The sequence below is a fragment of the Haemophilus haemolyticus genome (genome assembly GCF_003493605.1).
Lineage (GTDB): Bacteria > Pseudomonadota > Gammaproteobacteria > Enterobacterales > Pasteurellaceae > Haemophilus > Haemophilus haemolyticus_J.
In genome coordinates, this window is the sequence record NZ_QQKA01000006.1 from 46,546 (window position 1) to 69,365 (window position 22,820).

At 38.6% G+C, this 22,820-nt stretch carries 22 protein-coding genes; 13 read left to right on the forward strand and 9 right to left on the reverse strand.

Going from position 1 to position 22,820, the window contains the following annotated elements; all coding sequences use genetic code 11:
- Window positions 1-347: 347 nt before the first annotated feature.
- Entirely contained in the window at window positions 348-491 is a 144-nt protein-coding gene (locus DV424_RS05520; protein ID WP_005630689.1) for a hypothetical protein, read from the forward strand.
- A gap of 50 nt (window positions 492-541) precedes the next feature.
- Here the strand turns inward: DV424_RS05520 and DV424_RS05525 are convergent, their stop codons facing one another.
- Window positions 542-1,573: a branched-chain amino acid aminotransferase gene (locus DV424_RS05525; protein ID WP_005626306.1), complete on the reverse strand. Its 1,032-nt coding sequence runs from the start codon at window positions 1,571-1,573 to the stop codon at window positions 542-544.
- A 475-nt stretch (window positions 1,574-2,048) separates the two neighbouring features.
- Here DV424_RS05525 and DV424_RS05530 point away from each other — a divergent pair, with 475 nt between their 5' ends.
- The 7 genes from DV424_RS05530 to cysB all read left to right on the forward strand — a co-directional run bounded on the left by DV424_RS05530 (window position 2,049) and on the right by cysB (window position 8,971).
- Window positions 2,049-2,942 (forward strand): transcriptional regulator GcvA, encoded by an 894-nt coding sequence (locus DV424_RS05530; protein ID WP_042594458.1) that lies wholly within the window; start codon window positions 2,049-2,051, stop codon window positions 2,940-2,942.
- A complete protein-coding gene (gene rlmM / locus DV424_RS05535; protein WP_118859351.1) occupies window positions 2,935-4,026 on the forward strand; it encodes a 23S rRNA (cytidine(2498)-2'-O)-methyltransferase RlmM in 1,092 nt (363 codons plus the stop codon). Before DV424_RS05530 ends, rlmM begins: the two co-directional genes overlap by 8 nt.
- Window positions 4,027-4,061: 35 nt before the next feature.
- Window positions 4,062-5,231 carry an ADP-forming succinate--CoA ligase subunit beta gene (gene sucC / locus DV424_RS05540; RefSeq protein WP_118859352.1) on the forward strand — a complete coding sequence of 390 codons (1,170 nt, stop codon included), beginning with the start codon at window positions 4,062-4,064 and terminating at the stop codon, window positions 5,229-5,231.
- Window positions 5,231-6,112, forward strand: coding sequence for a succinate--CoA ligase subunit alpha (sucD, locus tag DV424_RS05545; protein ID WP_118859353.1), 882 nt, complete (start codon window positions 5,231-5,233; stop codon window positions 6,110-6,112). Before sucC ends, sucD begins: the two co-directional genes overlap by 1 nt.
- 120 nt (window positions 6,113-6,232) lie before the next feature.
- Window positions 6,233-6,856 carry an L-threonylcarbamoyladenylate synthase gene (locus tag DV424_RS05550; RefSeq protein ID WP_118859354.1) on the forward strand — a complete coding sequence of 208 codons (624 nt, stop codon included), beginning with the start codon at window positions 6,233-6,235 and terminating at the stop codon, window positions 6,854-6,856.
- Between the two features lie 59 nt (window positions 6,857-6,915).
- Complete coding sequence (gene rluB / locus DV424_RS05555; RefSeq protein WP_118859355.1) at window positions 6,916-7,989, forward strand: 23S rRNA pseudouridine(2605) synthase RluB; 1,074 nt, start codon at window positions 6,916-6,918, stop codon at window positions 7,987-7,989.
- Window positions 7,990-7,999: 10 nt separating this feature from the next.
- Complete coding sequence (gene cysB / locus DV424_RS05560; RefSeq protein ID WP_118789220.1) at window positions 8,000-8,971, forward strand: HTH-type transcriptional regulator CysB; 972 nt, start codon at window positions 8,000-8,002, stop codon at window positions 8,969-8,971.
- Between the two features lie 56 nt (window positions 8,972-9,027).
- Here cysB and DV424_RS05565 read toward each other — a convergent pair whose 3' ends face one another.
- The 3 genes from DV424_RS05565 to prmB all read right to left on the reverse strand — a co-directional run bounded on the left by DV424_RS05565 (window position 9,028) and on the right by prmB (window position 11,643).
- The gene (locus tag DV424_RS05565; protein ID WP_118859356.1) at window positions 9,028-9,420 is read right to left on the reverse strand and encodes a hypothetical protein; all 393 of its coding nucleotides are present in this window, start codon (window positions 9,418-9,420) and stop codon (window positions 9,028-9,030) included.
- 110 nt (window positions 9,421-9,530) lie between these two features.
- Window positions 9,531-10,595 (reverse strand): MFS transporter, encoded by a 1,065-nt coding sequence (locus DV424_RS05570; RefSeq protein WP_118859357.1) that lies wholly within the window; start codon window positions 10,593-10,595, stop codon window positions 9,531-9,533.
- Between the two features lie 103 nt (window positions 10,596-10,698).
- A complete protein-coding gene (gene prmB, locus DV424_RS05575; RefSeq protein ID WP_118859358.1) occupies window positions 10,699-11,643 on the reverse strand; it encodes a 50S ribosomal protein L3 N(5)-glutamine methyltransferase in 945 nt (314 codons plus the stop codon).
- A gap of 129 nt (window positions 11,644-11,772) precedes the next feature.
- Here prmB and smrB point away from each other — a divergent pair, with 129 nt between their 5' ends.
- Entirely contained in the window at window positions 11,773-12,276 is a 504-nt protein-coding gene (gene smrB, locus DV424_RS05580; protein WP_118859359.1) for an endonuclease SmrB, read from the forward strand.
- A gap of 75 nt (window positions 12,277-12,351) precedes the next feature.
- On the opposite strand, the gene pta is transcribed toward smrB, so the two are convergent.
- On the reverse strand, window positions 12,352-14,487 hold the full coding sequence (gene pta, locus DV424_RS05585; RefSeq protein WP_118859360.1) for a phosphate acetyltransferase: 2,136 nt from the start codon (window positions 14,485-14,487) through the stop codon (window positions 12,352-12,354).
- Between the two features lie 67 nt (window positions 14,488-14,554).
- Entirely contained in the window at window positions 14,555-15,760 is a 1,206-nt protein-coding gene (locus tag DV424_RS05590) for an acetate kinase (protein ID WP_118859361.1), read from the reverse strand.
- 220 nt (window positions 15,761-15,980) lie between these two features.
- On the opposite strand from DV424_RS05590, the gene yfbV reads away from it, so the two are divergent.
- The 3 genes from yfbV (at window position 15,981) to purF (ending at window position 18,530) form a co-directional block, all read left to right on the forward strand.
- Window positions 15,981-16,424: a terminus macrodomain insulation protein YfbV gene (gene yfbV, locus DV424_RS05595; protein WP_118859362.1), complete on the forward strand. Its 444-nt coding sequence runs from the start codon at window positions 15,981-15,983 to the stop codon at window positions 16,422-16,424.
- A gap of 86 nt (window positions 16,425-16,510) precedes the next feature.
- Window positions 16,511-17,002: a CvpA family protein gene (locus tag DV424_RS05600; RefSeq protein WP_118859363.1), complete on the forward strand. Its 492-nt coding sequence runs from the start codon at window positions 16,511-16,513 to the stop codon at window positions 17,000-17,002.
- Between the two features lie 10 nt (window positions 17,003-17,012).
- The gene (purF, locus tag DV424_RS05605) at window positions 17,013-18,530 is read left to right on the forward strand and encodes an amidophosphoribosyltransferase (RefSeq protein WP_118859364.1); all 1,518 of its coding nucleotides are present in this window, start codon (window positions 17,013-17,015) and stop codon (window positions 18,528-18,530) included.
- Between the two features lie 65 nt (window positions 18,531-18,595).
- Here the strand turns inward: purF and DV424_RS05610 are convergent, their stop codons facing one another.
- Window positions 18,596-19,486, reverse strand: a complete 891-nt coding sequence (locus tag DV424_RS05610) for a TIGR01777 family oxidoreductase (protein WP_118859365.1) — start codon at window positions 19,484-19,486, stop codon at window positions 18,596-18,598.
- Complete coding sequence (gene argR / locus DV424_RS05615) at window positions 19,486-19,941, reverse strand: transcriptional regulator ArgR (RefSeq protein ID WP_005638679.1); 456 nt, start codon at window positions 19,939-19,941, stop codon at window positions 19,486-19,488. Before argR ends, DV424_RS05610 begins: the two co-directional genes overlap by 1 nt.
- Window positions 19,942-20,147: 206 nt before the next feature.
- Between argR and mdh the strand changes: the two genes are divergently transcribed.
- A complete protein-coding gene (gene mdh, locus DV424_RS05620) occupies window positions 20,148-21,083 on the forward strand; it encodes a malate dehydrogenase (protein ID WP_005691178.1) in 936 nt (311 codons plus the stop codon).
- A gap of 85 nt (window positions 21,084-21,168) precedes the next feature.
- Here mdh and lysS read toward each other — a convergent pair whose 3' ends face one another.
- The gene (lysS, locus tag DV424_RS05625; RefSeq protein ID WP_118782386.1) at window positions 21,169-22,677 is read right to left on the reverse strand and encodes a lysine--tRNA ligase; all 1,509 of its coding nucleotides are present in this window, start codon (window positions 22,675-22,677) and stop codon (window positions 21,169-21,171) included.
- Window positions 22,678-22,820: the final 143 nt, after the last annotated feature.

The following is a 22,820-nucleotide window of genomic DNA, read 5'->3' on the forward strand; positions in this document are numbered from 1 at the left end:
ATATGGTACAAAATTCCAAAAAAAATGGCTAGTGCGAAGGAGTGGGGGAATGCACTAGCCAAGTTTCATTACTATTAAATTACTATCTAGTATCTAAAACAGGATTCATTATATACATAAATTTATAGCGATCAAGAGGTAATAAGAAATTTTTTATTTTATTTAAAGTACGGTTTAAATTTCTTGTGTTTTTAATAGTTCAATAAGTCAAATTTGTCAGCAAAGAAGGGAAGTTTGGCTTTGGTGAGAGGTGTTAATGATGGCAAAGAAAGCAAAATATTTCGTTGGGATGTGGCATCGTTGTGCTACAATTCGCAGGTTTTTTAATTTAACAAAAAGGTTTACTTATGAAAAAATGGTTATTCATTATTGCAGGCGCGTTGATTATTTCAGCTTGTGCAAATAAAGACGTGTATTTTAATGGGGCAGAAGGTTCTCATTCAGGTGTTAAATTTGATAAAGATTCTCGCCAATGGGGATTGAATCAATAAAAAAGTGCGGTTGATTTTTAACCGCACTTTCGTTTTTCTATTGGTAGAAATTATTCTACTTTCACAATCCAGCCTTCAGGCGCTTCGACATCACCGAATTGGATGCCAGTGAGTTCTTCATAAAGGCGACGTGTTACTGGGCCAACTTCAGTTTCAGAATAGAACACATGGAATTTGCCTTTATGTTGGATTCCGCCAACGGGTGAAATGACCGCTGCAGTACCACAGGCACCCGCTTCAGCAAATTGATCTAGCTGATCGATATAAACATCGCCTTCAATTGCTTCCATACCTAAACGCTCTTTTGCGATATGTAAAAGAGAGTATTTGGTGATACTTGGTAAAATAGATTCTGATTTTGGTGTGATGAATTTATTGTCTTTTGTGATCCCAAAGAAGTTTGCCGCACCGACTTCTTCAATTTTAGTGTGAGTTTTTGGATCTAAATAAATAGCATCAGCGAATTTACGTTCTGGCGTACCTTGTTCTGCCGCTAATACATGTGGCAGAAGGCTTGCTGCGTAGTTACCACCCACTTTTACGCCACCGGTTCCCATTGGCGCAGCACGATCGTATTCTGTGGTAATAAAGTTAGATGGTGTTAAACCACCTTTGAAATAGGCACCAACTGGGCAGCAGAATACAGAGAAAATAAATTCTGGCGCAGCTTTCACACCAATATTTTCACCCACACCAATTAAAAATGGACGTAAATATAGGGTTGCACCAGAGCCGTAAGGTCCGACCCATTCTTCGTTCGCTTTCACCACTTCTTTACATGCACGGATAAATAATTCAGTGGGCACTTGTGGCATAAGTAAACGATCCGAAGTATGTTGCATGCGTTTTGCATTTTCTTGTGGGCGGAATAAGTTGATTGAACCGTCTTTGCAACGGTAAGCTTTTAAGCCTTCAAAGCATTGTTGACCGTAGTGAAGTGCGGTAGAACCTTCGTGAATATGTAAGGTATTGTCTGTTGTGAGTTTGCCTTCGTCCCATTTGCCATCTTTCCAGTGAGCAATGAAACGGTAATCTGTTTTAATATAACTAAAACCAAGGTTATTCCAGTCTAAATCTTTCATTTTGCTTCCTTAATATTATTTTTTTGAATGAAATGCCGTTTAATCTACACCATTCCAGAAGTGATTTAAATAATAAATTCTCGAAATTATGCAATTTTTAGCCAATTAAAAAGGAATAATGAAATTTTGGAAACTGGGCAGGAAATAAAGATATAGTTATGCTAAAATCGGGATGAAAAAAACGCCACTCAATGAGAGCAGCGTTTAACCAAATTGGTTTAATAATATACAGGAAGTAAATGAGTAACATATTTGTTACTCAAGTTCGGTTACCCGAACTATATGCAAACACAACATCATACTTAAGTCCGAAACTCATTAACTAGTAAGGAATTACCAATCATTAAGTATGGTTGTATTGTAAGGAAAAGGGTAGGAAAGGACAAATGACGTTTTTTTATTTGAAGTATTAGAAAAACTAATCCGAATTAAATCTTGTCTATTATAGACGAAAATTTTATAAATGGAAATACTTATGTATAAACGTTTGCCCCCATTGAATTCGTTAAAATCTTTTGAGTCTGCTGCGCGTTATTTAAGTTTTACTAAAGCTGCAGATGAGCTTTGTGTGACACAGGCGGCGGTTAGTCATCAAATTAAATTATTAGAAGAATTTTTAGGAATTGAATTATTTAAGCGAAAGAATCGTTCTTTAGAATTAACGGAGCTTGGTAAAGCTTATTTTGTTGATATTAATAAAATTCTACGTCGTTTAAATGAAGCAACAGAGCGATTATTAACGTTAAAAACGGACCCGCATTTAAATATTAGCGTGCCACAAACTTTTGGTATTCAATGGCTCGTGCCACATTTAAGTGAATTTAATCAGCTTTATCCGCAAATTGAGGTGCGTTTAACTGGTGTGGATCAAGACGAAGGCTTGTTAAATAAAGAAATTGATCTGGCTATTTATTATGGTTTGGGAAATTGGCAGAATCTTCAAGTAGATCGTCTTGGCGAAGAAAATTTATTGATTTTTGCGTCGCCTGAATTACTAGATAAAAATCCAATTATTCAGCCTGAAGATTTAAAAAAACACACATTAATTCATATTCATACCCGTGATAATTGGCAAGCGATGGCAAATCATTTACAGTTAGATGATTTAAATATTCAGCAAGGGCCGTTATTTAGTCATACATTTATGGCGTTACAGGCGGCTATTCACGGGCAAGGCATTGTATTAGCTAATCGCTTATTAGCCTTGCAAGAAATTGAAAATGGATCATTGCAAGCGGTGTTGCCAACCAATTTACCTGATCCAAAATCATTTTATGTGGTCAATCATCTTGATCGCCTTGATGACCAAAAAATTCAAGCATTCCGCCAATGGATTATTAACTCAATTAAACAAGAAGAAAATGAATAAACTCGCATTATATTGTCGCTCAGGTTTTGAGAAAGAAGTTGCCGCCGAGATCACCGATCAAGCAAGTAATTTAGGTGTATTTGGTTTTGCACGAGTACAAGATAATTCGGGCTATGTGATTTTTGAATGTTATCAACCTGATGAGGCTGATCGCCTTGCCCGAGACATTCCTTTTAACCGTTTGATTTTTACTCGTCAGATGATAGTTATTTCCGATTTATTGGAAGATTTAGATCCCGCTGATCGTATTAGTCCCATCGTGGCGGCGTTTGAAGCATTATCTCAACAAGTTAATTTTGCTCAATCTAGCGAGCTTTTTGTCGAAACTGCAGATACCAATGAAGCGAAAGAGCTTTCCACTTTTTGCCGTAAATTTACCGTGCCTTTACGTCAGGCATTGAAAAAACAAGGCTGGCTCTCTGCAAAAGCGACTCAAAAGTGCGGTCAATTTTTACATTGTTTTTTTGTAAAACCGAATTGCTGTTATGTGGGATATTCTTATGTAGATAATCATTCCCCCCATTTTATGGGAATCCCTCGTTTAAAATTTCCAGCAGATGCACCAAGTCGATCTACATTAAAACTAGAAGAAGCTATTTTGACTTTTATTCCGCGTAAAGAAGAGCATAAACGTTTAAATGAAAATATGATTGGCGTTGATTTAGGGGCTTGCCCTGGCGGTTGGACGTATCAATTAGTCAAACGTGGTTTATTTGTTTATGCGGTTGATCACGGAAAAATGGCAGCGAGCTTGCATGATACAGGTCGCATTGAACATTGTGCGGAAGATGGTTTTAAATTTCAGCCTCCCAAAAGGAAAAAAGTGGATTGGTTAGTCTGTGATATGGTGGAACAACCAAGCCGTATTTCGTTATTGATTGGCAAATGGTTGTTGAATGGTTGGTGCCGAGAAACGATCTTCAATTTAAAATTACCCATGAAAAAACGTTATCAAGAAGTGATATTATGTTTAGAAAACTTGGCTGTTATGTTGGCTGAGCAGAATTTGAATTTTGAGATTCAAGCAAAACATTTATATCACGATCGTGAAGAAATCACGGTACATATAGCATTAAAATCTTGAGTGAATTGTTTTCATAACTAAAAAGGACGTCGCGAATGAATTTACACGAATACCAAGCAAAACAACTATTTGAGCATTATGGATTACCCGTAAAAAATGGGGCGGTCTGTCAATCTGTTGATGAAGTAGATTTGGTACTGGCTCAACTTTCAGGCGATAAGTGGGCAGCGAAATGCCAAGTTCACGCTGGTGGGCGTGGTAAAGCAGGTGGCGTTAAATTGGTACAGGATGTAGAGGAAGCAAGATCTTTTGCAGAAAAATGGCTAGGACAACGTTTAGTCACTTTTCAAACGGATAAATCTGGTCAGCCAGTAAACCAGATTTATTTTGAAGAAACTTGCGATATTGATAAAGAATTTTACTTAAGTGCGGTTGTTGATCGCGCCTCTCAAAAAGTTATGTTTATTGCTTCTCCTGCTGGTGGAATGAATATTGAAGAAGTCGCGCAAAATTCACCGCACTTACTCTACAAAGTCACTATTGATCCTTTATTTGGAGGATTGCCTTATCAAGGGCGTGAATTGGCGTTTAAATTAGGGTTAAGTGGTGTGCAAAACAAACAGTTTACCGATATTTTTATGGGGTTATCTCGTTTATTTTTAGAAAAAGATTTATCTTTACTGGAAGTCAATCCGCTTGTTCTGACTAAACAAGGGAATTTGGTTTGTCTCGACGCCAAAATATCTGTTGATGATAACGCTTTATTTCGTCATAAAGATCTCTTAGCACTACAAGATTTAACTCAAAATGATGCTCGTGAAGCAGAAGCTGAAAAATTCCAGTTAAACTATGTAGCTTTAGAGGGCGATATTGGTTGTATGGTAAACGGGGCTGGGCTTGCAATGGGCACCATGGATATTGTGAAACTCTATGGTGGGAAACCTGCGAATTTTCTTGATGTGGGTGGTGGTGCAACGAAAGAGCGAGTTGCTGAGGCGTTCAAAATCATTTTAACCGATCCTTCCGTGAAGGTAATTTTAGTGAATATTTTTGGTGGTATTGTTCGTTGTGATTTGATTGCTGAAGGCGTTATTGCTGCAGTAAATGAAGTGGGCGTGAGAGTGCCTGTGGTTGTTCGATTAGAAGGAACAAATGCTGAAATCGGTCGCCAAATTTTAACGCAAAGCGATGTTAATATCCTTACCGCACAGAATTTACAACAAGCTGCAGAATTAGCTGTGAATGCAGCAAAAGGAGAACACTAATGGCGATTTTAATTGATAAAAATACCAAAGTGATTTGCCAAGGTTTTACTGGTGGACAAGGGACTTTTCATTCTGAACAAGCATTAGCCTACGGAACGCAATTAGTTGGTGGCGTATCGCCAAATAAAGGTGGAACTACCCATCTTGGTTTGCCTGTGTTTAATACAGTTCGTGAAGCCGTTGAAAATACGGGGGCAACAGCTACAGTCATTTATGTGCCAGCACCATTTTGTAAAGATGCCATAATTGAAGCCATTGATGCAGGGATTAAGTTAATTGTCTGTATTACTGAGGGCATACCTACATTGGATATGCTTAAAGTGAAACAAAAATTAAATGAAACGGGCGTAGTGATGATTGGGCCAAATTGCCCTGGTGTGATTACGCCTGATGAATGTAAAATCGGCATTATGCCCGCTCACATACATAAAAAAGGCAAAGTGGGGATTGTTTCTCGTTCTGGTACTTTAACGTATGAAGCGGTAAAACAAACTACAGATGAAGGCTTTGGACAATCGACTTGTGTGGGTATCGGTGGCGATCCTATTCCAGGCTCTAGTTTTATTGATATTCTTGAAAGATTTCAACAAGATCCCGAAACTGAAGCCATTGTGATGATTGGAGAGATCGGCGGTTCCGCAGAGGAAGAAGCGGCAACCTTCATAAAAGATAAGGTCACTAAACCAGTGGTTGCCTATATTGCGGGTATTACTGCGCCAAAAGGTAAGCGGATGGGGCATGCTGGTGCCATTATTAGTGGTGGAAAAGGCACTGCCGCAGAAAAAATAGCAGCGCTTGAGGCCGCAGGTGTGACCTGTGTAAAAAGTCTCGCTGAAATTGGTGCAGCCTTGAGAAAGGTATTAAAATCATCTAACAATTAACCGCACTTTAGTTTGACAAGGCGTAGATTGACTCTCTACGCCTTTATTTTTATATGCTCGCCATTATAAAGTGAACGCAAAACTGCTATAATCAGCGCACATTTTTTAAGGAAGAAACACATGAGCCAATTTTTTTATATCCACCCTGAAAATCCACAAGTGCGCTTGATTAATCAAGCCGTAGAGATTTTACAAAAAGGCGGTGTAATTGTGTATCCGACGGATTCGGGATATGCCTTGGGCTGTATGATGGGCGATAAACATGCAATGGATCGCATTGTAGCAATTCGTAAATTGCCTGAAGGACATAATTTTACCTTGGTGTGTAGTGATTTATCGGAGCTTTCAACTTACTCAACGGTAAATAATACTGCTTATCGTTTGATTAAAAATAATACGCCAGGGCGTTATACTTTTATTCTTACAGCAACGAAAGAATTACCGCGTCGTTTAATGACATCAAAACGTAAAACCATTGGTTTACGCGTACCAGATAATAAAATTGCTTTAGATTTACTTTCCGCCTTAGGCGAACCGATTTTATCTTGTTCGTTAATGTTGCCTAATGAAGAACATACTACACAATCCGATCCTGAAGAAATTCGTGATCGTTTGGAACACCAAGTCGATTTAATTATTCATGGCGGATATTTAGGGCAAGAGCCTACAACAGTGGTGGATTTAACAGAAGAATCGCCAGTAATTTTACGCGAAGGAAGTGGAAGCACTGATCCTTTTATTTAATATATTATGTAACAGATAGACGCTTGTGAAAGCGACTTTTCCATTATTTAAGGAAAACAATGAAACCTAGTCAAAAACAAACTCAAAAACAACCGCACTTTTCCAAAGATTCAGCAAAGAAAAGTGATTTTTCAGCTAAAAATGATAGACGTTCAGTATCTCGTACTGTACGCGTAGAAACGGCAAATACGAAAAAAAGTGCGGTTAATTCTGACAACAAATTTTTATCTAAGCCAAAAGCGAAACCTGTTGTAAAAGCCTCAAATCAGCCTAAAGCAGAGGGCGAAAAATTACAGAAAGTTTTAGCACGCGCTGGACAAGGCTCTCGTCGTGAAATTGAAACAATGATTGCCGCAGGTAGAGTGAGCGTAGAGGGTAAAATTGCGACTTTAGGCGATCGTATTGACGTACATTCTGGTGTAAAAGTGCGTATTGATGGTCAAATCATTAATCTTAGCCACGCACAAAAAGAAATTTGCCGTGTATTAATGTATTACAAACCTGAAGGCGAACTTTGTACGCGTAGCGACCCAGAAGGGCGTGCGACCGTGTTTGATCGTTTGCCACGTTTAACGGGATCTCGTTGGATTGCGGTAGGGCGTTTAGATATTAATACATCAGGTTTATTGCTTTTTACCACTGATGGAGAGCTGGCAAATCGATTAATGCACCCAAGCCGTGAAGTGGAACGTGAATATTCTGTGCGTGTATTTGGTCAAGTTGATGATGCAATGTTAGCGCGTTTACGCAAGGGAGTTCAGCTTGAAGATGGCCCAGCCAACTTTAAAGAAATTAAATTTACAGGTGGTGTGGGTATTAACCAATGGTATGACGTAACCTTGATGGAAGGACGTAATCGAGAGGTTCGCCGTTTGTGGGAATCTCAAGGGATTCAAGTCAGTCGCTTGATTCGTATTCGTTACGGCAATATAAAACTGATGAAAGGTTTACCTCGTGGTGGCTGGGAAGAAATGGGTCTTGAAAACGTAAACTACTTGCGTGAACTTGTGGGATTACCAGCTGAAACCGAAACGAAATTAGATGTTACACAGACACGTCGTCGTCCAAAATCTGGACAAATTCGTAAAGCGGTAAAACGTTATTCTGAACTTAGCAAACGTTATAAAAAATAAGGATTTTTTTATGAAAATGCAGCAACTACGCTATATTGTTGAAATTGCTAACCATAATTTAAATGTAACTGAAGCGGCTAATGCGCTTTATACATCACAGCCTGGAATTAGTAAGCAAGTGCGGTTGCTGGAAGATGAATTAGGTCTAGAAATTTTTGAGCGTCATGGTAAGCATATAAAATCAATTACGCCAGCAGGAAAAAAGATTATTTCGATTGCGCGCGAGTTACTTGTTAAAGCGCAAGGTATCCGTGCCGTAGCCGATGAATATACTCAGCCAAATCACGGTGTATTACGTATCGCGACGACAAATACTCAGGCACGTTATATGCTGCCAAGTGTGATTGAACGTTTTTCCAAAAAATATCCTGATGTGAGTTTGCATATTCACCAAGGTTCGCCAACACAAATTCATGATGCATTAATGTCAGGTGAAGTGGATTTGGCGATTACTACCGAAGCGCCTTATTTATTTGATGATTTGGTTCAGATCCCATGCTATTGGTGGAATCGTGCAGTGATTGTTACGCCAGAACATCCACTTGCCAAAGTGAAAGAATTGACGATTGAGGAATTAGGTAAATATCCGCTTGTGACCTACACTTTTGGTTTTACAGGTGTTTCTGATTTAGATTACGCATTTAATAGCGCAGGAATTTTGCCGAATATAGTCTTTACGGCTACTGATGCCGATATCATTAAGACTTATGTGCGCTTAGGCTTAGGGGTGGGTATTATGGCATCTATGGCTCATACGCCATCAGATACAGATCTTGTGGCGATTGATGCAAGCCATTTGTTTCGCCCAAGTATGACGAATATTGCATTCAAACATAGCACGTTTTTACGTAATTATATGTATGATTTTATGGAATATTTTTCGCCGCACTTAACTCGTAGTGTCGTCGAAAAAGCAGAACGATTGCGTGATAACAATTCAGTGAAAAAATTATTTGATAACGTGAAATTAGACGTTAGATAAATTAATTGTTGAAATTGACTGATAGAGAAAAGGACGTTAAACGTCCTTTCTTACTCTTATTGTTCATTCTGATTTTGAAGTTTTTCTTGTTTTGAATGATAAAAATAAAGATATATTAAACCAATTGGTGCAATAAAAATTGAGAATATGAAACAAATCGCCATTGTGATTAGTTTTGTTACAAGCATTAAAGGTGCATTAATGAAAAAAACATTATCACCTAAAATATATTCGATAATACTTTCATAAACAAATCGAGAATAAGGATATAATAATAAGCAGATTAATCCTAGGATTGTATTTGTTACAAGAATAGATATTTTCCCAGTGTGATTATATCCGTTATAGCTTATAGCAACTATAAATATAAAGAATATTAAACCAAATAGAAATTGTCGAGTATAGTAAGCTTTTGATAATCCACCGAGGGTCTTAGATAAAAATGACATGGTATTCCTTATTCTTGAATTCATAGTGTTCCTCAGTCTAACTTACATCATAAATAAGTGCAATTTATTTATATATAAAGGTGTATTGTGCTATTTGATTAATGCACTTGTTACAATAAAAATAAATGTGGTACCAAGTTCATGATGATCACTGTCGCGATAGAAAGTAATAATCTTGATGCGCCAAAAATAAAACCACGATTGGTGCCATTATCAAATTTCACTAATAAGTTTGCCATCGCTGTGAGGGCATATACTTCAATGACGGTAAAAATGACAAGATAGGCATAGGCGGAAAATACGGAAAGATAACGTAAGGTGATAAACCAAGGTACGATAATTCCAATAGCCAACAGAGGCGCAACCCATACTGCTTGTTTGATCGTTAAATTAATTTTTCGGGAAAAATAGCTTTGTAATAGCACGGTGAGTAAGCCATTGCCAAATAACGCTATCGGCGAATGTTCAGGCATGCCAAGTTTATTGTTAAATAAAAAAGGGAAAATGACAAAGAAAGAGCTCGCAATAGCAAGAGGTAAAAAGAGCATTAAATGCACCATGAGAAATTCTTTTGTAATAATTTCTTTGATTTGTGTAAAGCGAAATTTTACCAACGTTTGTAAGGTTTGAATTTGATAGAAAGGCTTCACCATTAAGGCGAATAATATGGCTTCCATTGAAAAACAAACCCAGATGAGTAAGTTGATATGTTCGTATTTAATAAAGGGGATAACTAAAAGCGGCGCAAACATGGATGACATGGAGGTCACTTTTAGATATTTCCCTTGCAAGCGCGTTTTTTCTTTGTATTCATCTCCAGCCAACACAAGTAAGCAGGCTTTGGCATTGGTTCCAAATAAGCAACTACCTAAACCAAAACAAGTGGTCGCAATAAGAAGCAATAAATAATTATCTGCTGCGAGAAAGAAAATATAGGCTATTACATCTAAAAAACAGCCGAGCAACATCATTTTGGCTAAACCATAGCGATCGCCCCAAATACCGGCAAGAATGGAAAGGGCTTGGTTTGAGAAAAAGAGTAGTGATAAGGAAAAGGCAATTTCGCTGTTGCTCAATCCTTTACTTTGTAGATAAATCAGAAATACCGTTTGCACAGAAAAAAAGGCAAGGGTGGAAAAGAAACGCCGAGTAAGTAAAAGTTTTTGTAAATTCATAGAGTCAAATGATAAAAAAGAAAAGCACGCGTTGAATAACGCGCGCCATGAATTTTATAAGTGCGGTTGAAATTGAGATTAAAATTTTACCGCACTTGAAAGATTAAAACAGATCGTGATATTTCACTAAATCTTTACGCTGAATAGCAAATACGCCTAGCCCGCCATTTTTAAGTTCTACCCATTCAAATGGTACATCTGGATATTGCTCAATTAAGCTCACCATGCTATTGCCCACTTCACATACCAACACGCCATTTTCGGTTAAGTAATCTGGCGCTTGTTTTAAAATTTGTTTGGTAATGTTTAAGCCATCTTGGCCAGAACCTAAGGCTAACTCTGGTTCAAAATGGAATTCTTCTGGCATATCGGCGAGATCTTCTTCGTCCACATAAGGTGGATTAGTCACGATAAGATCGTATTTTTGTCCTAAAATATTTTCAAATAAGTTTGATTGAATCGGGAATACGCGATGCTCTAATTGATGGCGTGAAATGTTGATCTCCGCGACATTAAGTGCATCAACTGATAAATCTACCGCATCTACTTCCGCATTCGGGAAAGCATAAGCACAAGCAATGGCAATACAACCACTGCCTGTGCATAGATCGAGAATATGATTCGGCTCTTGTGAAATTAAATCTTCAAAGCGATCTTGAATTAACGCACTAATTGGGGAGCGTGGAATAATGGTTCGTTCATCGACATAAAATTCGTGACCGCAGAACCAAGCACTATTTGTTAAATATGCCACTGGTACGCGTTGTTCGATTCGGGTTAATACAAGTTGAACTAGGGTTTCTTTTTCAGATGGGGTTAATCGACTGTTAAATAATTCGGTAGGTAAATCAATGGGTAAATGTAAGCCACTTAAAACGAGTTGCAGGCTTTCATCCCAAGGATTATCGTGCCCTTGCCCGAAGTAAATATCAGATCGATTGAGAATGCTATACGTCCAACGCAGAAAATCTTGGATGGTTTGCAGTTCGTTTGCAACATTATCTTCCAAGATAGTTGCAACTAATTCTTGGTTATGTGAGGTTTCCATCGCATTTCTCCATAAAAGTGAGTAGAAAAGTTAGCATAAAATTCGGTATGAAAATTTGGCGTAGTTATACCACAGATGAGAATGTAGAACTATGATATGATACGCAAAATTTGAAATTAATGAGAAAAAATGCAAGACGAATTTGATTTATTCCGTGCGGAAACCAAAGGCATTAAGCCAATGAAACAAGATACTTTTGTTGCCCCCCGCCAAAAACGTGATCAGAAAAAAATAGAATTGAAAGAATTACGAGCGAAAGAAGATACATTGTTCTATTTTTCTGATGAATATGAGCCGTTACTGAATGAGCATGATGGTGTTGTGAAATATTTACGTGATGGGGAAGATTCCCATTTATTAAAACAACTTCGTCGTGGAGATTTTTCGCCAGAATTGTTTTTAGATTTACATGGTTTAACCCGTGAACAAGCTAAGCAAGAATTAGCCGCACTTTTACTGGCTTGTGAAAATGAGCATGTTGATTGTGCCAGTATCATGACGGGCTATGGCACCTTTACATTGAAAAAACAAATTCCACGTTGGCTAGTACAACATCCTAAAGTGCGGGCATTGCATCAAGCACCAAAAGAATGGGGCGGTGAAGCCGCAATTTTGATTTTGGTTGATTTGTAAAAAAACGTTATAAAAAATACCGCACTTTTACTGACTGGGCAAAGTGCGGTATTTTCTTTTATGTTTTTACTTGAACTATTGTGTTGCTTGAATTGCGGTTAAGGCAATGGTGTACACAATATCATCAACTAAGGCTCCACGAGATAAGTCATTGACTGGTTTACGCATACCTTGAAGCATTGGGCCAATAGACACTAAATCTGCAGAACGTTGTACTGCTTTGTAAGTGGTGTTACCCGTATTTAAGTCAGGGAATACGAATACCGTTGCTTTACCTGCAACCGGAGAATTTGGTGCTTTAGAGCGAGCCACGTCTTCCATCACAGCTGCATCATATTGTAATGGGCCATCGATTAATAAATCAGGGCGTTTTTCTTTCGCAATACGGGTTGCTTCTTTCACTTTTTCCACATCAGCACCGCTACCAGATGTACCCGTTGAGTAAGAAATCATCGCGACTTTTGGATCAATACCAAATGCTTTTGCAGAATCCGCAGATTGAATTGCGATTTCCGCAAGTTGTTCTGCAGTTGGATCTGGGTTTACCGCGCAGTCGCCATAAACAAGCACTTGATCTGGTAATAACATAAAGAAGATAGAAGAAACGATTGAACTACCAGGTGCAGTTTTTATGATTTGCATTGGTGGGCGAATGGTGTTTGCAGTGGTGTGAACGGCTCCAGATACTAAACCATCTACTTCATTTGCTTCTAACATCATAGTACCAAGCACTACGGTATCTTCTAATTGTTCTCGTGCTGCGGTTTCGGTCATACCTTTCGCTTTACGTAATTCAACTAAACGATCAACATAGTTTTCACGAACATCTGCTGGGTTAATGATTGTAATGCCTTTACCTAATTTAACACCTTGTGCTTCTGCAACACGTTGAACTGATACAGGATCTGCTAAAAGTACACATTCCGCAATGCCACGTTCTGCACAAAGTACGGCTGCTTTGATTGTACGAGGTTCATCGCCTTCAGGAAGCACAATACGTTTTTTCGCCGCACGAGCAAGTTCAGTTAATTGGAAACGGAATGCAGGTGGGGATAAGCGAGGTAAACGGCTGGAATCTGCAACTAAATTATTGATAAAGTCAGCATTAAAGTGTTGGCTAATGTATTGTTTAATATTTTCAACACGTTCTTTGTCATCAACAGGCACTTCAAGATTAAAACTTTGTAAACTTAATGCCGTTTGCCAAGTATTGCCTTCAATACGGAAGATCGGCAATTTTGCTTTTTCAAAAGTAGGTTGGCAAAGTTTATTAATTTGAGCATCAATTTTATAACCGCCTGTTAATAAAATACCGCCGATTTCAATACCGTTTGCAGCAGCAAGTGAAGCAGCAACAATTACATCAGGACGGTCAGCGGAGGCGACCAATAAGCTACCAGCACGGAAATGCTCAACCATATTTGGTAAACTTCTTGCGCAGAAAGTGATACCACGGATACGACGGTTAATATCTCCTTCAGTGATAATTGATGCACCTAAGTATTTCACTAAATCGATAGCGCGTGTTGCGATTAAATCTGCTGACCAAGGCACACAAGCTAATAATTTGATTGAGCTATTTGCAAATAATTTGCTCACTTCTGCTTCACATGCATGGCTATGTTGGAATGAATCAAAGATTTCAGCAAGATCAGGGCGTGTACGACCAGATTCATCAACGGGTGCATTAAATTTGTTTACAACCACACCTAAAAGATTTGGATTGTTTTTCCCACCAAATAGAGAGGCTGCAGCTTCTACGCGATCTTTTAATTCGGTTGGGGTTTCAGTTGCAGGTGCTGCAACTAATACGATTTCAGCATCTAATGCTTGTGCAATTTCATAGTTGATGCTATTTGCGTAACCGTGTTTTCTTGTGGGAATTAAGCCTTCAACCACAACAATATCGTTGTTTTTAGTTAATTGTTGGTGATTTGCCACAATTTTTTCTAACAATACATCAGACTGATTTTGCCCAATTAATGATTCTGCTACGCTTAACATAAACGGTTCAGAAGTTTCAAGGCTAGTGCTAGTGCGAATAATAGAAGTTGTGCGATCCAATTTATCTTCGCCAGTGCTTGGTTGAGAAACTGGTTTCATAAAACCAACTTTTGCGCCTTTTTGTTCAAGAGAATGGATTAATCCCAGACTAATGCTAGTTAAACCCACGCCTGTGCTTACAGGGATAAGGATAATCGTGCGAGACATAGTTAAACCTTAATGTATATATGTTATAAATAAAAACTGCCGAAAAATTCGGCAGCTTGTTGTTAAATTAGAAACAAAGTTTAGCGGTATCTTGTGCAATAACTAATTCTTCATTAGTTGGAAGAACAATCGCTTTAAATGCTGAATCATCAGTGGTGATTACGCCATCTTTACCGAAACGAGCAGCAAGATTGCGTTCGTTATCCACTTTAATACCAAATAATTTCAAGTGATTTAATGCTAATTCACGAACGTGTGCTGAGTTCTCACCAATACCACCCGTGAAAGCAATCGCATCTAAGTGATCATCACCTAATACAGCCATATAAGCACCAATGTATTTCGCTAAACGATAGCTATAAACATTTAAAGCGCGTTTTGCTTCTGGTTTAGATGCGTCATCGTAGTTATCTTCAGCATAACGGCAGTCGCTTGTTACTTCAGTTAAACCTAAAAGACCTGATTTTTTCACTAAAGTCTCTTCGATTTGTTCCATAGACATACCTAAAGTTTTGTATAGGTAGAATACGATTGCAGGGTCGATATCACCACAACGAGTGCCCATGACTAAACCTTCTAACGGAGTTAAGCCCATTGATGTATCGATACATTTACCGTTACGCACAACAGAAACAGAACCACCGTTACCTAAGTGACAAATAATCGTATTGACTTGGTCTGCAGGTTTACCTACATATTCAGCGACTTCACGAGAAACGAAGTAGTGGCTAGTGCCGTGTGCACCGTAGCGACGAACGCCATGTTCTTTATATAAAGAGTATGGAAGGGCATAAAGGAATGCTTCTTCAGGCATGGTTTGGTGGAATGCCGTATCAAAAACTACCACGTTTTTATCTTTTAAGTGCGGGAATGCGTTGAATGCTTCTCTAATACCGATTAAGTGCGCTGGATTGTGAAGTGGTGCAAATTGTGCAGCATCTTCAATACCTTTAACGACTTCATCAGTTACGATAACAGATTGAGTGTATTTTTCACCACCATGTACGATACGGTGACCAATTGCCGCGATAGAGTTTTTAAGCTCATCTGTCATGATATTAGACGCGATAAAGTTAAGCGCTTCAGTATGAGCTGCGCCTGCGCCTAAATCTGCGTTACCTTTCTCACCATTGAGTTTCCATTTGATACGCGCTTCTGGTAAGAAAAATGCTTCCGCTAAGCCGGATAATTTTTCTTCACCTGTTGCAGGATCAAGAATTGCAAATTTTAGTGAAGAACTACCACAGTTAAGGATAAGAACAAGTTTTGACATGGGAACCCTATATTTGATTAAAGTTAATGGAAATCCACCTTGTAGATGGACTGTAAAAATCTGGCATAGGATACACCTTTTGACAAACAAAATAAATTCATCTCAGCATAAAAAGACAACGATTTATGGAACTTTTTGAAAAATTAAACTTTTTCAGTAAGGTGACAATTTCAGGAAAACTGGGGTATGATAAGTGCTGTTGTTTTTTAAAGGTGTTTTTATGGTATTTTTTTCCATTTTAAAACAGGGACAAATTTATCTTAATACTTGGCCGCAGGAGGCTAAGTTAGGGGTTATTTTCCCTGAAAACCGCATTATGAAAGCCACGAATTTTGCACAAAAATTCATGCCCTTTGTTGCTGTATTTGCAGTGGTGTGGCAACAGATTTATGCAAAAAATGATTTGATGGCCTTTTCTATTGCAATTTTGACCGCACTTTTTGCCTTGCTTATTCCTTTTCAAGGTCTTTATTGGCTTGGCAAGCGTGCGAATTCGCCATTAGAAAATCAAAGTGCGGTATGGTTTTATGATATTTGCGAACGCTTAAAACAACGACATGAACCCTTGCCTTTTGTGCAAGATCAACCGACATACCAACATTTAGCAGAAGTCTTAAAGAAAGCTCAAAGCAAATTTGAACGTGCTTTTTGGCAGGAAATTTAGTTTACGCAAACGTTTTCTTTTTAGCTTTATTTTTGTAGAATACCTCGGTCGTTTTAAACGGCCGTTTTTCATTGAGAGATTTTTTAATGATCGATTACATTATTATTGGCATTATCGCTTTTTCCATTCTTGTCAGTTTATTACGCGGTTTTGTGCGCGAAGTGCTTTCACTCGGTAGCTGGGTTGTAGCATTTATTGTAGCAAGTCAGTTCTATCCTTATCTTGCCGCTTATCTTACGCAAATTGAATCAATGTATATTCGTAATGGAACCGCAATCGGGATTTTATTTGTACTGACTTTAATCGTGGGTGCCATAGTAAATTATGTGGTTAGTCAATTAGTAGATAAGACGGGTTTAAGTGGCACAGATCGTGTGTTAGGTGCGGCTTTTGGTTTAGTGCGCGGTGCACTGATTGTCGCTGCGTTATTATTTTTCATGGATACTTTTACCAATTTTGAACAAACTGATTGGTGGAAAGAATCTCAATTAATACCGCACTTTGGTTTTATTATTGAATGGTTCTTTCAGCAACTTCAGGCGAGTTCAAGTTTTTTAACTCCAACGCTTAATCAATAAGGAACACAAAATGTGTGGTATTGTCGGTATTGTTAGCCAAAGTCCGGTTAATGAATCTATTTATGCAGCATTAACTCTTTTGCAACATCGTGGGCAAGATGCTGCGGGCATTGTGACGCTTGACGATGAAAATCGTTTCCGCTTACGTAAAGCTAACGGTTTAGTGAGTGATGTGTTCCGTCAAGAACATATGCTACGGTTGCAGGGAAATGCTGGATTAGGGCATGTTCGCTATCCTACAGCGGGGAGTTCTAGCGTCTCAGAGGCGCAGCCTTTTTATGTGAATTCCCCCTATGGTGTCACTTTGGTGCATAACGGCAACTTAACCAACTCAGTGGAGTTAAAAGAAAAAGTCTTTAAAACAGCCCGCCGCCATGTAAACACGAATTCAGATTCCGAACTTCTTCTTAATATTCTCGCTAACCATCTCGATCATATTTCTCAAGCTCACCTTGACCCACAAGATATTTTCTATGCCGTTCGTAAAACTCACAACGATGTGCGAGGTGCTTATGCTTGTTTAGCGATGATTATTGGGCATGGCATGGTTGCGTTTCGTGATCCTTTTGGTATTCGTCCTTTAGTGTTGGGTAAACGCGAAGAAAATGGCAAAACTGAGTATATGTTTGCCTCTGAAACAGTAGCCTTAGATATTGTGGGTTTTGACTTTGTTCGTGATATTGCCCCGGGTGAAGCCGTTTATGTGACGTTTGATGGCGAGCTTTATTCGCAACAATGTGCTGAAAGTGCGGTGTTAAATCCTTGTATTTTTGAGTATGTTTATTTTGCACGCCCAGATTCAACGATTGATGGCGTCTCTGTTTATGCTGCACGTGTTCACATGGGCGAAAAACTCGGACAAAAAATTGCAAAAGAATGGGCGGATGAAATTGATAATATTGATGTGGTGATTCCCGTTCCTGAAACCTCCACAGATATTGCGTTACAAATAGCTCGTGTACTAGGGAAACCTTATCGCCAAGGATTTGTGAAAAATCGCTATGTTGGTCGTACGTTTATTATGCCAGGACAAGCACAGCGTATTAGTTCTGTTCGTCGCAAATTGAATACCATCAAAGCTGAATTTAAAGATAAAAACGTTTTATTGGTGGACGATTCTATCGTTCGCGGTACAACCTCTGAGCAAATTGTTGAAATGACTCGCTCAGCTGGTGCGAAGAAAATTTACTTTGCCTCTGCAGCTCCAGAAATTCGTTATCCGAATGTATATGGTATTGATATGCCGAGCCGTGATGAACTGATCGCTTACGGTCGAAATGTTGATGAAATTGCGCATTTGATTGGCGTAGATAAACTAATTTTCCAAGATCTGACCGCACTTACTGAATCTGTTCAGTTAGAAAATCCAGCTATTCAAGGATTTGATTGTTCAGTGTTCACAGGCGAATATATTACAGGCGACATCACGCCAGAATATTTAGAGAAAATCGCAAGTCAACGGAACGATAGTGCAAAGAAAAAACGTGAAAAACAAGCATCTAATCTTGAAATTTATAATGAACAATAAATGGCGATAAGGCGAGATATTTAGTCCGATAAAAATCACCGCATTAAAAAAGTGCGGTGATTTTTTTATTTGTTTTTTAGGATATCTTTTAGATAGTTTTCGCAATCAGAATATTGAAATTGGAATCCTGCGTTGAGTAATTTTTCAGGCACCACATTTTGGCTTTCGAGTAATAGATTCGCTCGTTCGCCAAGAATGAAATGTAATAGCCATTTTGGAATGATTGCAAAGGCAGGACGTTTTAATATTCGAGCCAAAGTGCGGTTAAATTTATGTTGTTTTATGGGATTCGGGGCGGTGAAGTTAAATGAGCCTTGGCACTCTGAATGATCGAGTAAAAATAAAATGCCATTGACCATATCTTCCAAAGCAATCCAGGGAAAATATTGCTCTCCATTGCCCAGTTTTCCGCCAAGTCCCCATTTGTATAAAGGCAACATTTTAGCAAGTGCGCCTCCTTTCTTAGAAAAGACCATGCCTGTTCGAATCAAACAAACCCTCGCATTAGCTTGTCGCGCAATATTTTCCCAATCTTGGCATAATTGTGCGGTGAAGGTTTTTGCTGTTTTGCTTGTTTCGGTAATTTTTTGTTCGTCTTGATCGCCGTAAATTCCAGTCGCTGAACCTGAAATAAAAATAGGGTGTTGCTGATATTGATTAATGAATTTAACCAGTTGGCTAGTGAGGCTTAAACGACTTTCTCGTAAAATAGATTTCTGATTTTTCGTCCAAGCTTTATGAAAAATCGGCTCACCAGCAAGATTGATGATGGCATCAAACTGTTCTTGTAAATTGAGTTCTGAAAGTGCGGTAATAAATTTGATGTTTTTTTGCTTTAAGATAGTGTGCGGCGTACTTGAGCGCGTTAAGATCGTCACTTGTTCATTGCGTAGGCAGAACTGTTCAACAAGTGCTTTGCCGATAAGTCCCGTGCCTCCAGTTAATAAAATATTCATTACAACGCGTTTTCAAATAAACGTTGAACATTTTTGAGTAAATCGACAATTTTTGTACCACGCGTTGGTGTGATAAAAATTGTGTCATCGCCAGCGATAGTGCCTAAGATGCCTTCTGATTTTCCAATTGAATCAAGCAAGCGAGCGATGAGTTGTGCGGCCCCCGGAGAAGTCTTAATGACAATTAACATATCATTGTAATCAACGTCTAATACAAGATTTTTTAATGGGCTACTGGTATTAGGAACGCTTAATTCACCCGGTAAGCAATAGACCATTTCCATTTTGGTATTACGGGTGCGAACAGCGCCAAATTTGGTGAGCATTCTTGATATTTTTGATTGATTAATGCCTGTAAAGCCTTGTTTTTTTAAGGCATCGACAATCTCACTTTGAGAGCCAAAGCGTTCTTGATTGAGTAATTCTTTAAAAGCACGAGTTAAATTGTCAGTCATTTTATTTTGCAATAGTCAAAAATTTGCATAAGAATTGCATAAAAATTCATTTTCAGCAACTTGAATGTGAATAAAAACAAAGAGAAGGAAAAAATTACCTCAGAAATGTGAACTAGATCATAGAATGATATTTCTCTGTTTGTAATTGTGAGATGAAAATTTTAAAATCAGGTCATCTTAAATTAACTAACACATAAGGAGTATTTATGAAAGTTGCAGTATTAGGCGCCGCAGGCGGTATTGGTCAAGCATTAGCGTTATTACTAAAACTTCAGTTGCCTGCTGGTTCAGATTTAGCATTATATGATATTGCCCCTGTTACCCCAGGTGTTGCAGTGGATGTGAGCCATATTCCAACTGCAGTGAATGTGAAAGGTTTTTCTGGTGAAGATCCAACTCCAGCACTTGAAGGTGCGGATGTTGTATTAATTTCTGCTGGTGTTGCGCGTAAACCTGGTATGGATCGTTCAGATTTATTCAATATTAATGCAGGCATTGTTCGTGGTTTAATTGAGAAAGTCGCGGTTACTTGCCCAAAAGCATGCGTTGGTATCATTACTAACCCAGTAAATACAACTGTTGCGATTGCGGCTGAAGTATTGAAAAAAGCAGGTGTTTACGACAAACGTAAATTATTTGGTGTGACAACTTTAGACGTGTTACGTTCTGAAACCTTTGTGGCTGAATTAAAAGGTTTAAATGTTTCTCGTACGAGCGTTCCTGTTATTGGTGGTCACTCAGGTGTGACTATTCTTCCATTACTTTCTCAAGTTCAATATGCAAAATGGAATGAAGATGAAATCGAACCATTAACAAAACGTATCCAAAATGCAGGTACTGAAGTTGTCAATGCAAAAGCGGGTGGCGGTTCTGCGACCCTTTCAATGGCGCAAGCAGCAGCACGTTTTGCTCGTTCTTTAGTGAAAGGATTGAGTGGCGAGACAGTTGTTGAATGTACTTATGTTGAAGGGGATGGCAAATATGCTCGTTTCTTCTCTCAGCCAGTTCGTTTAGGCAAAGAAGGTGTAGAAGAAATTTTACCAATTGGCCCATTAAGCAATTTTGAACAACAAGCCTTAGAAAATATGTTGCCGACTTTACGTGCAGATATTGAATTAGGTGAAAAATTTATTAATGGTTAATCATTAAAAAGTAAGGGGAGCGTTAGCTCCCTTTTTCATGTTTCGATAAAAAGCCACCAAATGGTGGCTTTTGTTTGTATCTTTATTATTTCTGACGCATTGCAGGGAATAAGATAACATCACGAATTGATGGTGCATTTGCATAAAGCATTGCTAGACGGTCGATACCTAAACCTTCGCCGGCTGTTGGTGGTAAACCGTGTTCTAGCGCAACAACAAAGTCTTCATCTTTAAACATCGCTTCATCATCGCCCGCTTCTTTCGCAGCCACTTGTGCATCAAAACGTTCATTTTGGTCTTCTGCGTCGTTCAATTCTGAGAAACCATTACCGATTTCACGACCACCGATAAAGAGCTCAAAACGATCTGTTACATCAGGATTTTCATCATTACGACGTGCAAGTGGCGAAATTTCCGCAGGGTGAGCCATTAAGAATGTAGGTTGAATTAAGTGATGTTCAGCCACTTCTTCAAAAATTGCGTTCACAATACTGCCTAAGCCCCAAGATTTTTGTACTTCAATACCTAAGCGTTCAGCCGTGGCTTTTGCACGGTCAAAGTCATATAAATCTTCTTTTACGATACCTTTGTCTGCACCATATTTAATCGTTGCATCGTGTAACGTAATACGTTCGAATGGTTTACCAAAATCAAATTCGTATTCGCCGTATTTCACAATAGTGGTACCAAGAATATCAATCGCTAATTTACGAAGAAGTTCTTCGGTGTTATCCATTAAATCATGGTAATCCGCATACGCTTGGTAGTATTCAAGCATGGTAAATTCTGGATTATGACGAACGGAAACCCCTTCATTACGGAAGTTACGGTTTAATTCAAATACTCGTTCAAATCCACCCACTACTAAGCGTTTTAAATAAAGTTCAGGCGCGATACGTAAATACATATCCACATCTAAGGCATTGTGATGGGTTACGAAAGGACGCGCAGATGCACCGCCTGGAATCACTTGTAACATTGGCGTTTCCACTTCCATAAAGCCTTTAGAAATGAAATATTCACGAATACCTGCGACAACTTTAGAACGAATAATAAAAGTGCGGCGAGATTCTTCGTTAGAAATTAAATCTAAATAACGTTGGCGATAACGCACTTCTTGGTCAGTTAAACCATGGAATTTGTCTGGTAATGGACGAAGAGCTTTAGTTAAAAGTTGAACTTCAGTGGTTTTAACGGTGAGTTCATCTGTTTTTGTTTTAAATAAAGTGCCTTTAACGCCAACGATGTCACCTAAATCCCAAGTACCAACGTCATCTTTATAAACGCCTTCAGGCAAATTATCGCGTGCAACATAAAGCTGGATTTTACCGCTCATATCTTGAATGGTGATAAACGTCGCCTTACCCATTGCACGGCGAGTCATAATACGGCCAGCAACTTGTACTTCAACGTTTTTCTCTTTTAAGATTTCACCGTCTTCTGCATCATATTGATTGTGCAAATCTTGTGCGAGAGCATCACGACGAAACTTATTTGGAAAGGCATTACCTTTTGCACGTAATGCGGCTAATTTTTCACGACGAACGAGCATTTCGCCACTGAGATCTAATTCTTTAACTTCTTGTTCTGACATATTGTTTACCTTGTTTTATAAATTAATAAGAAATTTTTATTTTCTTTGTTTACTTTAGGAGCTGTTGAAGACTAAAGGAAATATATTATCGAAAGCCCCCTTCCGTCGCTTCGCGCCACCTTCCCCCGTAAACAGGGGAAGGC

Bases quoted from the DNA above. Each gene is read 5' to 3' on its own strand.
- DV424_RS05520 (WP_005630689.1), top strand. From the start codon at position 348: ATGAAAAAATGGTTATTCATTATTGCAGGCGCGTTGATTATTTCAGCT.
- DV424_RS05525 (WP_005626306.1), bottom strand. From the start codon at position 1,573: ATGAAAGATTTAGACTGGAATAACCTTGGTTTTAGTTATATTAAAACA.
- DV424_RS05530 (WP_042594458.1), top strand. From the start codon at position 2,049: ATGTATAAACGTTTGCCCCCATTGAATTCGTTAAAATCTTTTGAGTCT.
- rlmM (WP_118859351.1), top strand. From the start codon at position 2,935: ATGAATAAACTCGCATTATATTGTCGCTCAGGTTTTGAGAAAGAAGTT.
- sucC (WP_118859352.1), top strand. From the start codon at position 4,062: ATGAATTTACACGAATACCAAGCAAAACAACTATTTGAGCATTATGGA.
- sucD (WP_118859353.1), top strand. From the start codon at position 5,231: ATGGCGATTTTAATTGATAAAAATACCAAAGTGATTTGCCAAGGTTTT.
- DV424_RS05550 (WP_118859354.1), top strand. From the start codon at position 6,233: ATGAGCCAATTTTTTTATATCCACCCTGAAAATCCACAAGTGCGCTTG.
- rluB (WP_118859355.1), top strand. From the start codon at position 6,916: ATGAAACCTAGTCAAAAACAAACTCAAAAACAACCGCACTTTTCCAAA.
- cysB (WP_118789220.1), top strand. From the start codon at position 8,000: ATGAAAATGCAGCAACTACGCTATATTGTTGAAATTGCTAACCATAAT.
- DV424_RS05565 (WP_118859356.1), bottom strand. From the start codon at position 9,420: ATGTCATTTTTATCTAAGACCCTCGGTGGATTATCAAAAGCTTACTAT.
- DV424_RS05570 (WP_118859357.1), bottom strand. From the start codon at position 10,595: ATGAATTTACAAAAACTTTTACTTACTCGGCGTTTCTTTTCCACCCTT.
- prmB (WP_118859358.1), bottom strand. From the start codon at position 11,643: ATGGAAACCTCACATAACCAAGAATTAGTTGCAACTATCTTGGAAGAT.
- smrB (WP_118859359.1), top strand. From the start codon at position 11,773: ATGCAAGACGAATTTGATTTATTCCGTGCGGAAACCAAAGGCATTAAG.
- pta (WP_118859360.1), bottom strand. From the start codon at position 14,487: ATGTCTCGCACGATTATCCTTATCCCTGTAAGCACAGGCGTGGGTTTA.
- DV424_RS05590 (WP_118859361.1), bottom strand. From the start codon at position 15,760: ATGTCAAAACTTGTTCTTATCCTTAACTGTGGTAGTTCTTCACTAAAA.
- yfbV (WP_118859362.1), top strand. From the start codon at position 15,981: ATGGTATTTTTTTCCATTTTAAAACAGGGACAAATTTATCTTAATACT.
- DV424_RS05600 (WP_118859363.1), top strand. From the start codon at position 16,511: ATGATCGATTACATTATTATTGGCATTATCGCTTTTTCCATTCTTGTC.
- purF (WP_118859364.1), top strand. From the start codon at position 17,013: ATGTGTGGTATTGTCGGTATTGTTAGCCAAAGTCCGGTTAATGAATCT.
- DV424_RS05610 (WP_118859365.1), bottom strand. From the start codon at position 19,486: ATGAATATTTTATTAACTGGAGGCACGGGACTTATCGGCAAAGCACTT.
- argR (WP_005638679.1), bottom strand. From the start codon at position 19,941: ATGACTGACAATTTAACTCGTGCTTTTAAAGAATTACTCAATCAAGAA.
- mdh (WP_005691178.1), top strand. From the start codon at position 20,148: ATGAAAGTTGCAGTATTAGGCGCCGCAGGCGGTATTGGTCAAGCATTA.
- lysS (WP_118782386.1), bottom strand. From the start codon at position 22,677: ATGTCAGAACAAGAAGTTAAAGAATTAGATCTCAGTGGCGAAATGCTC.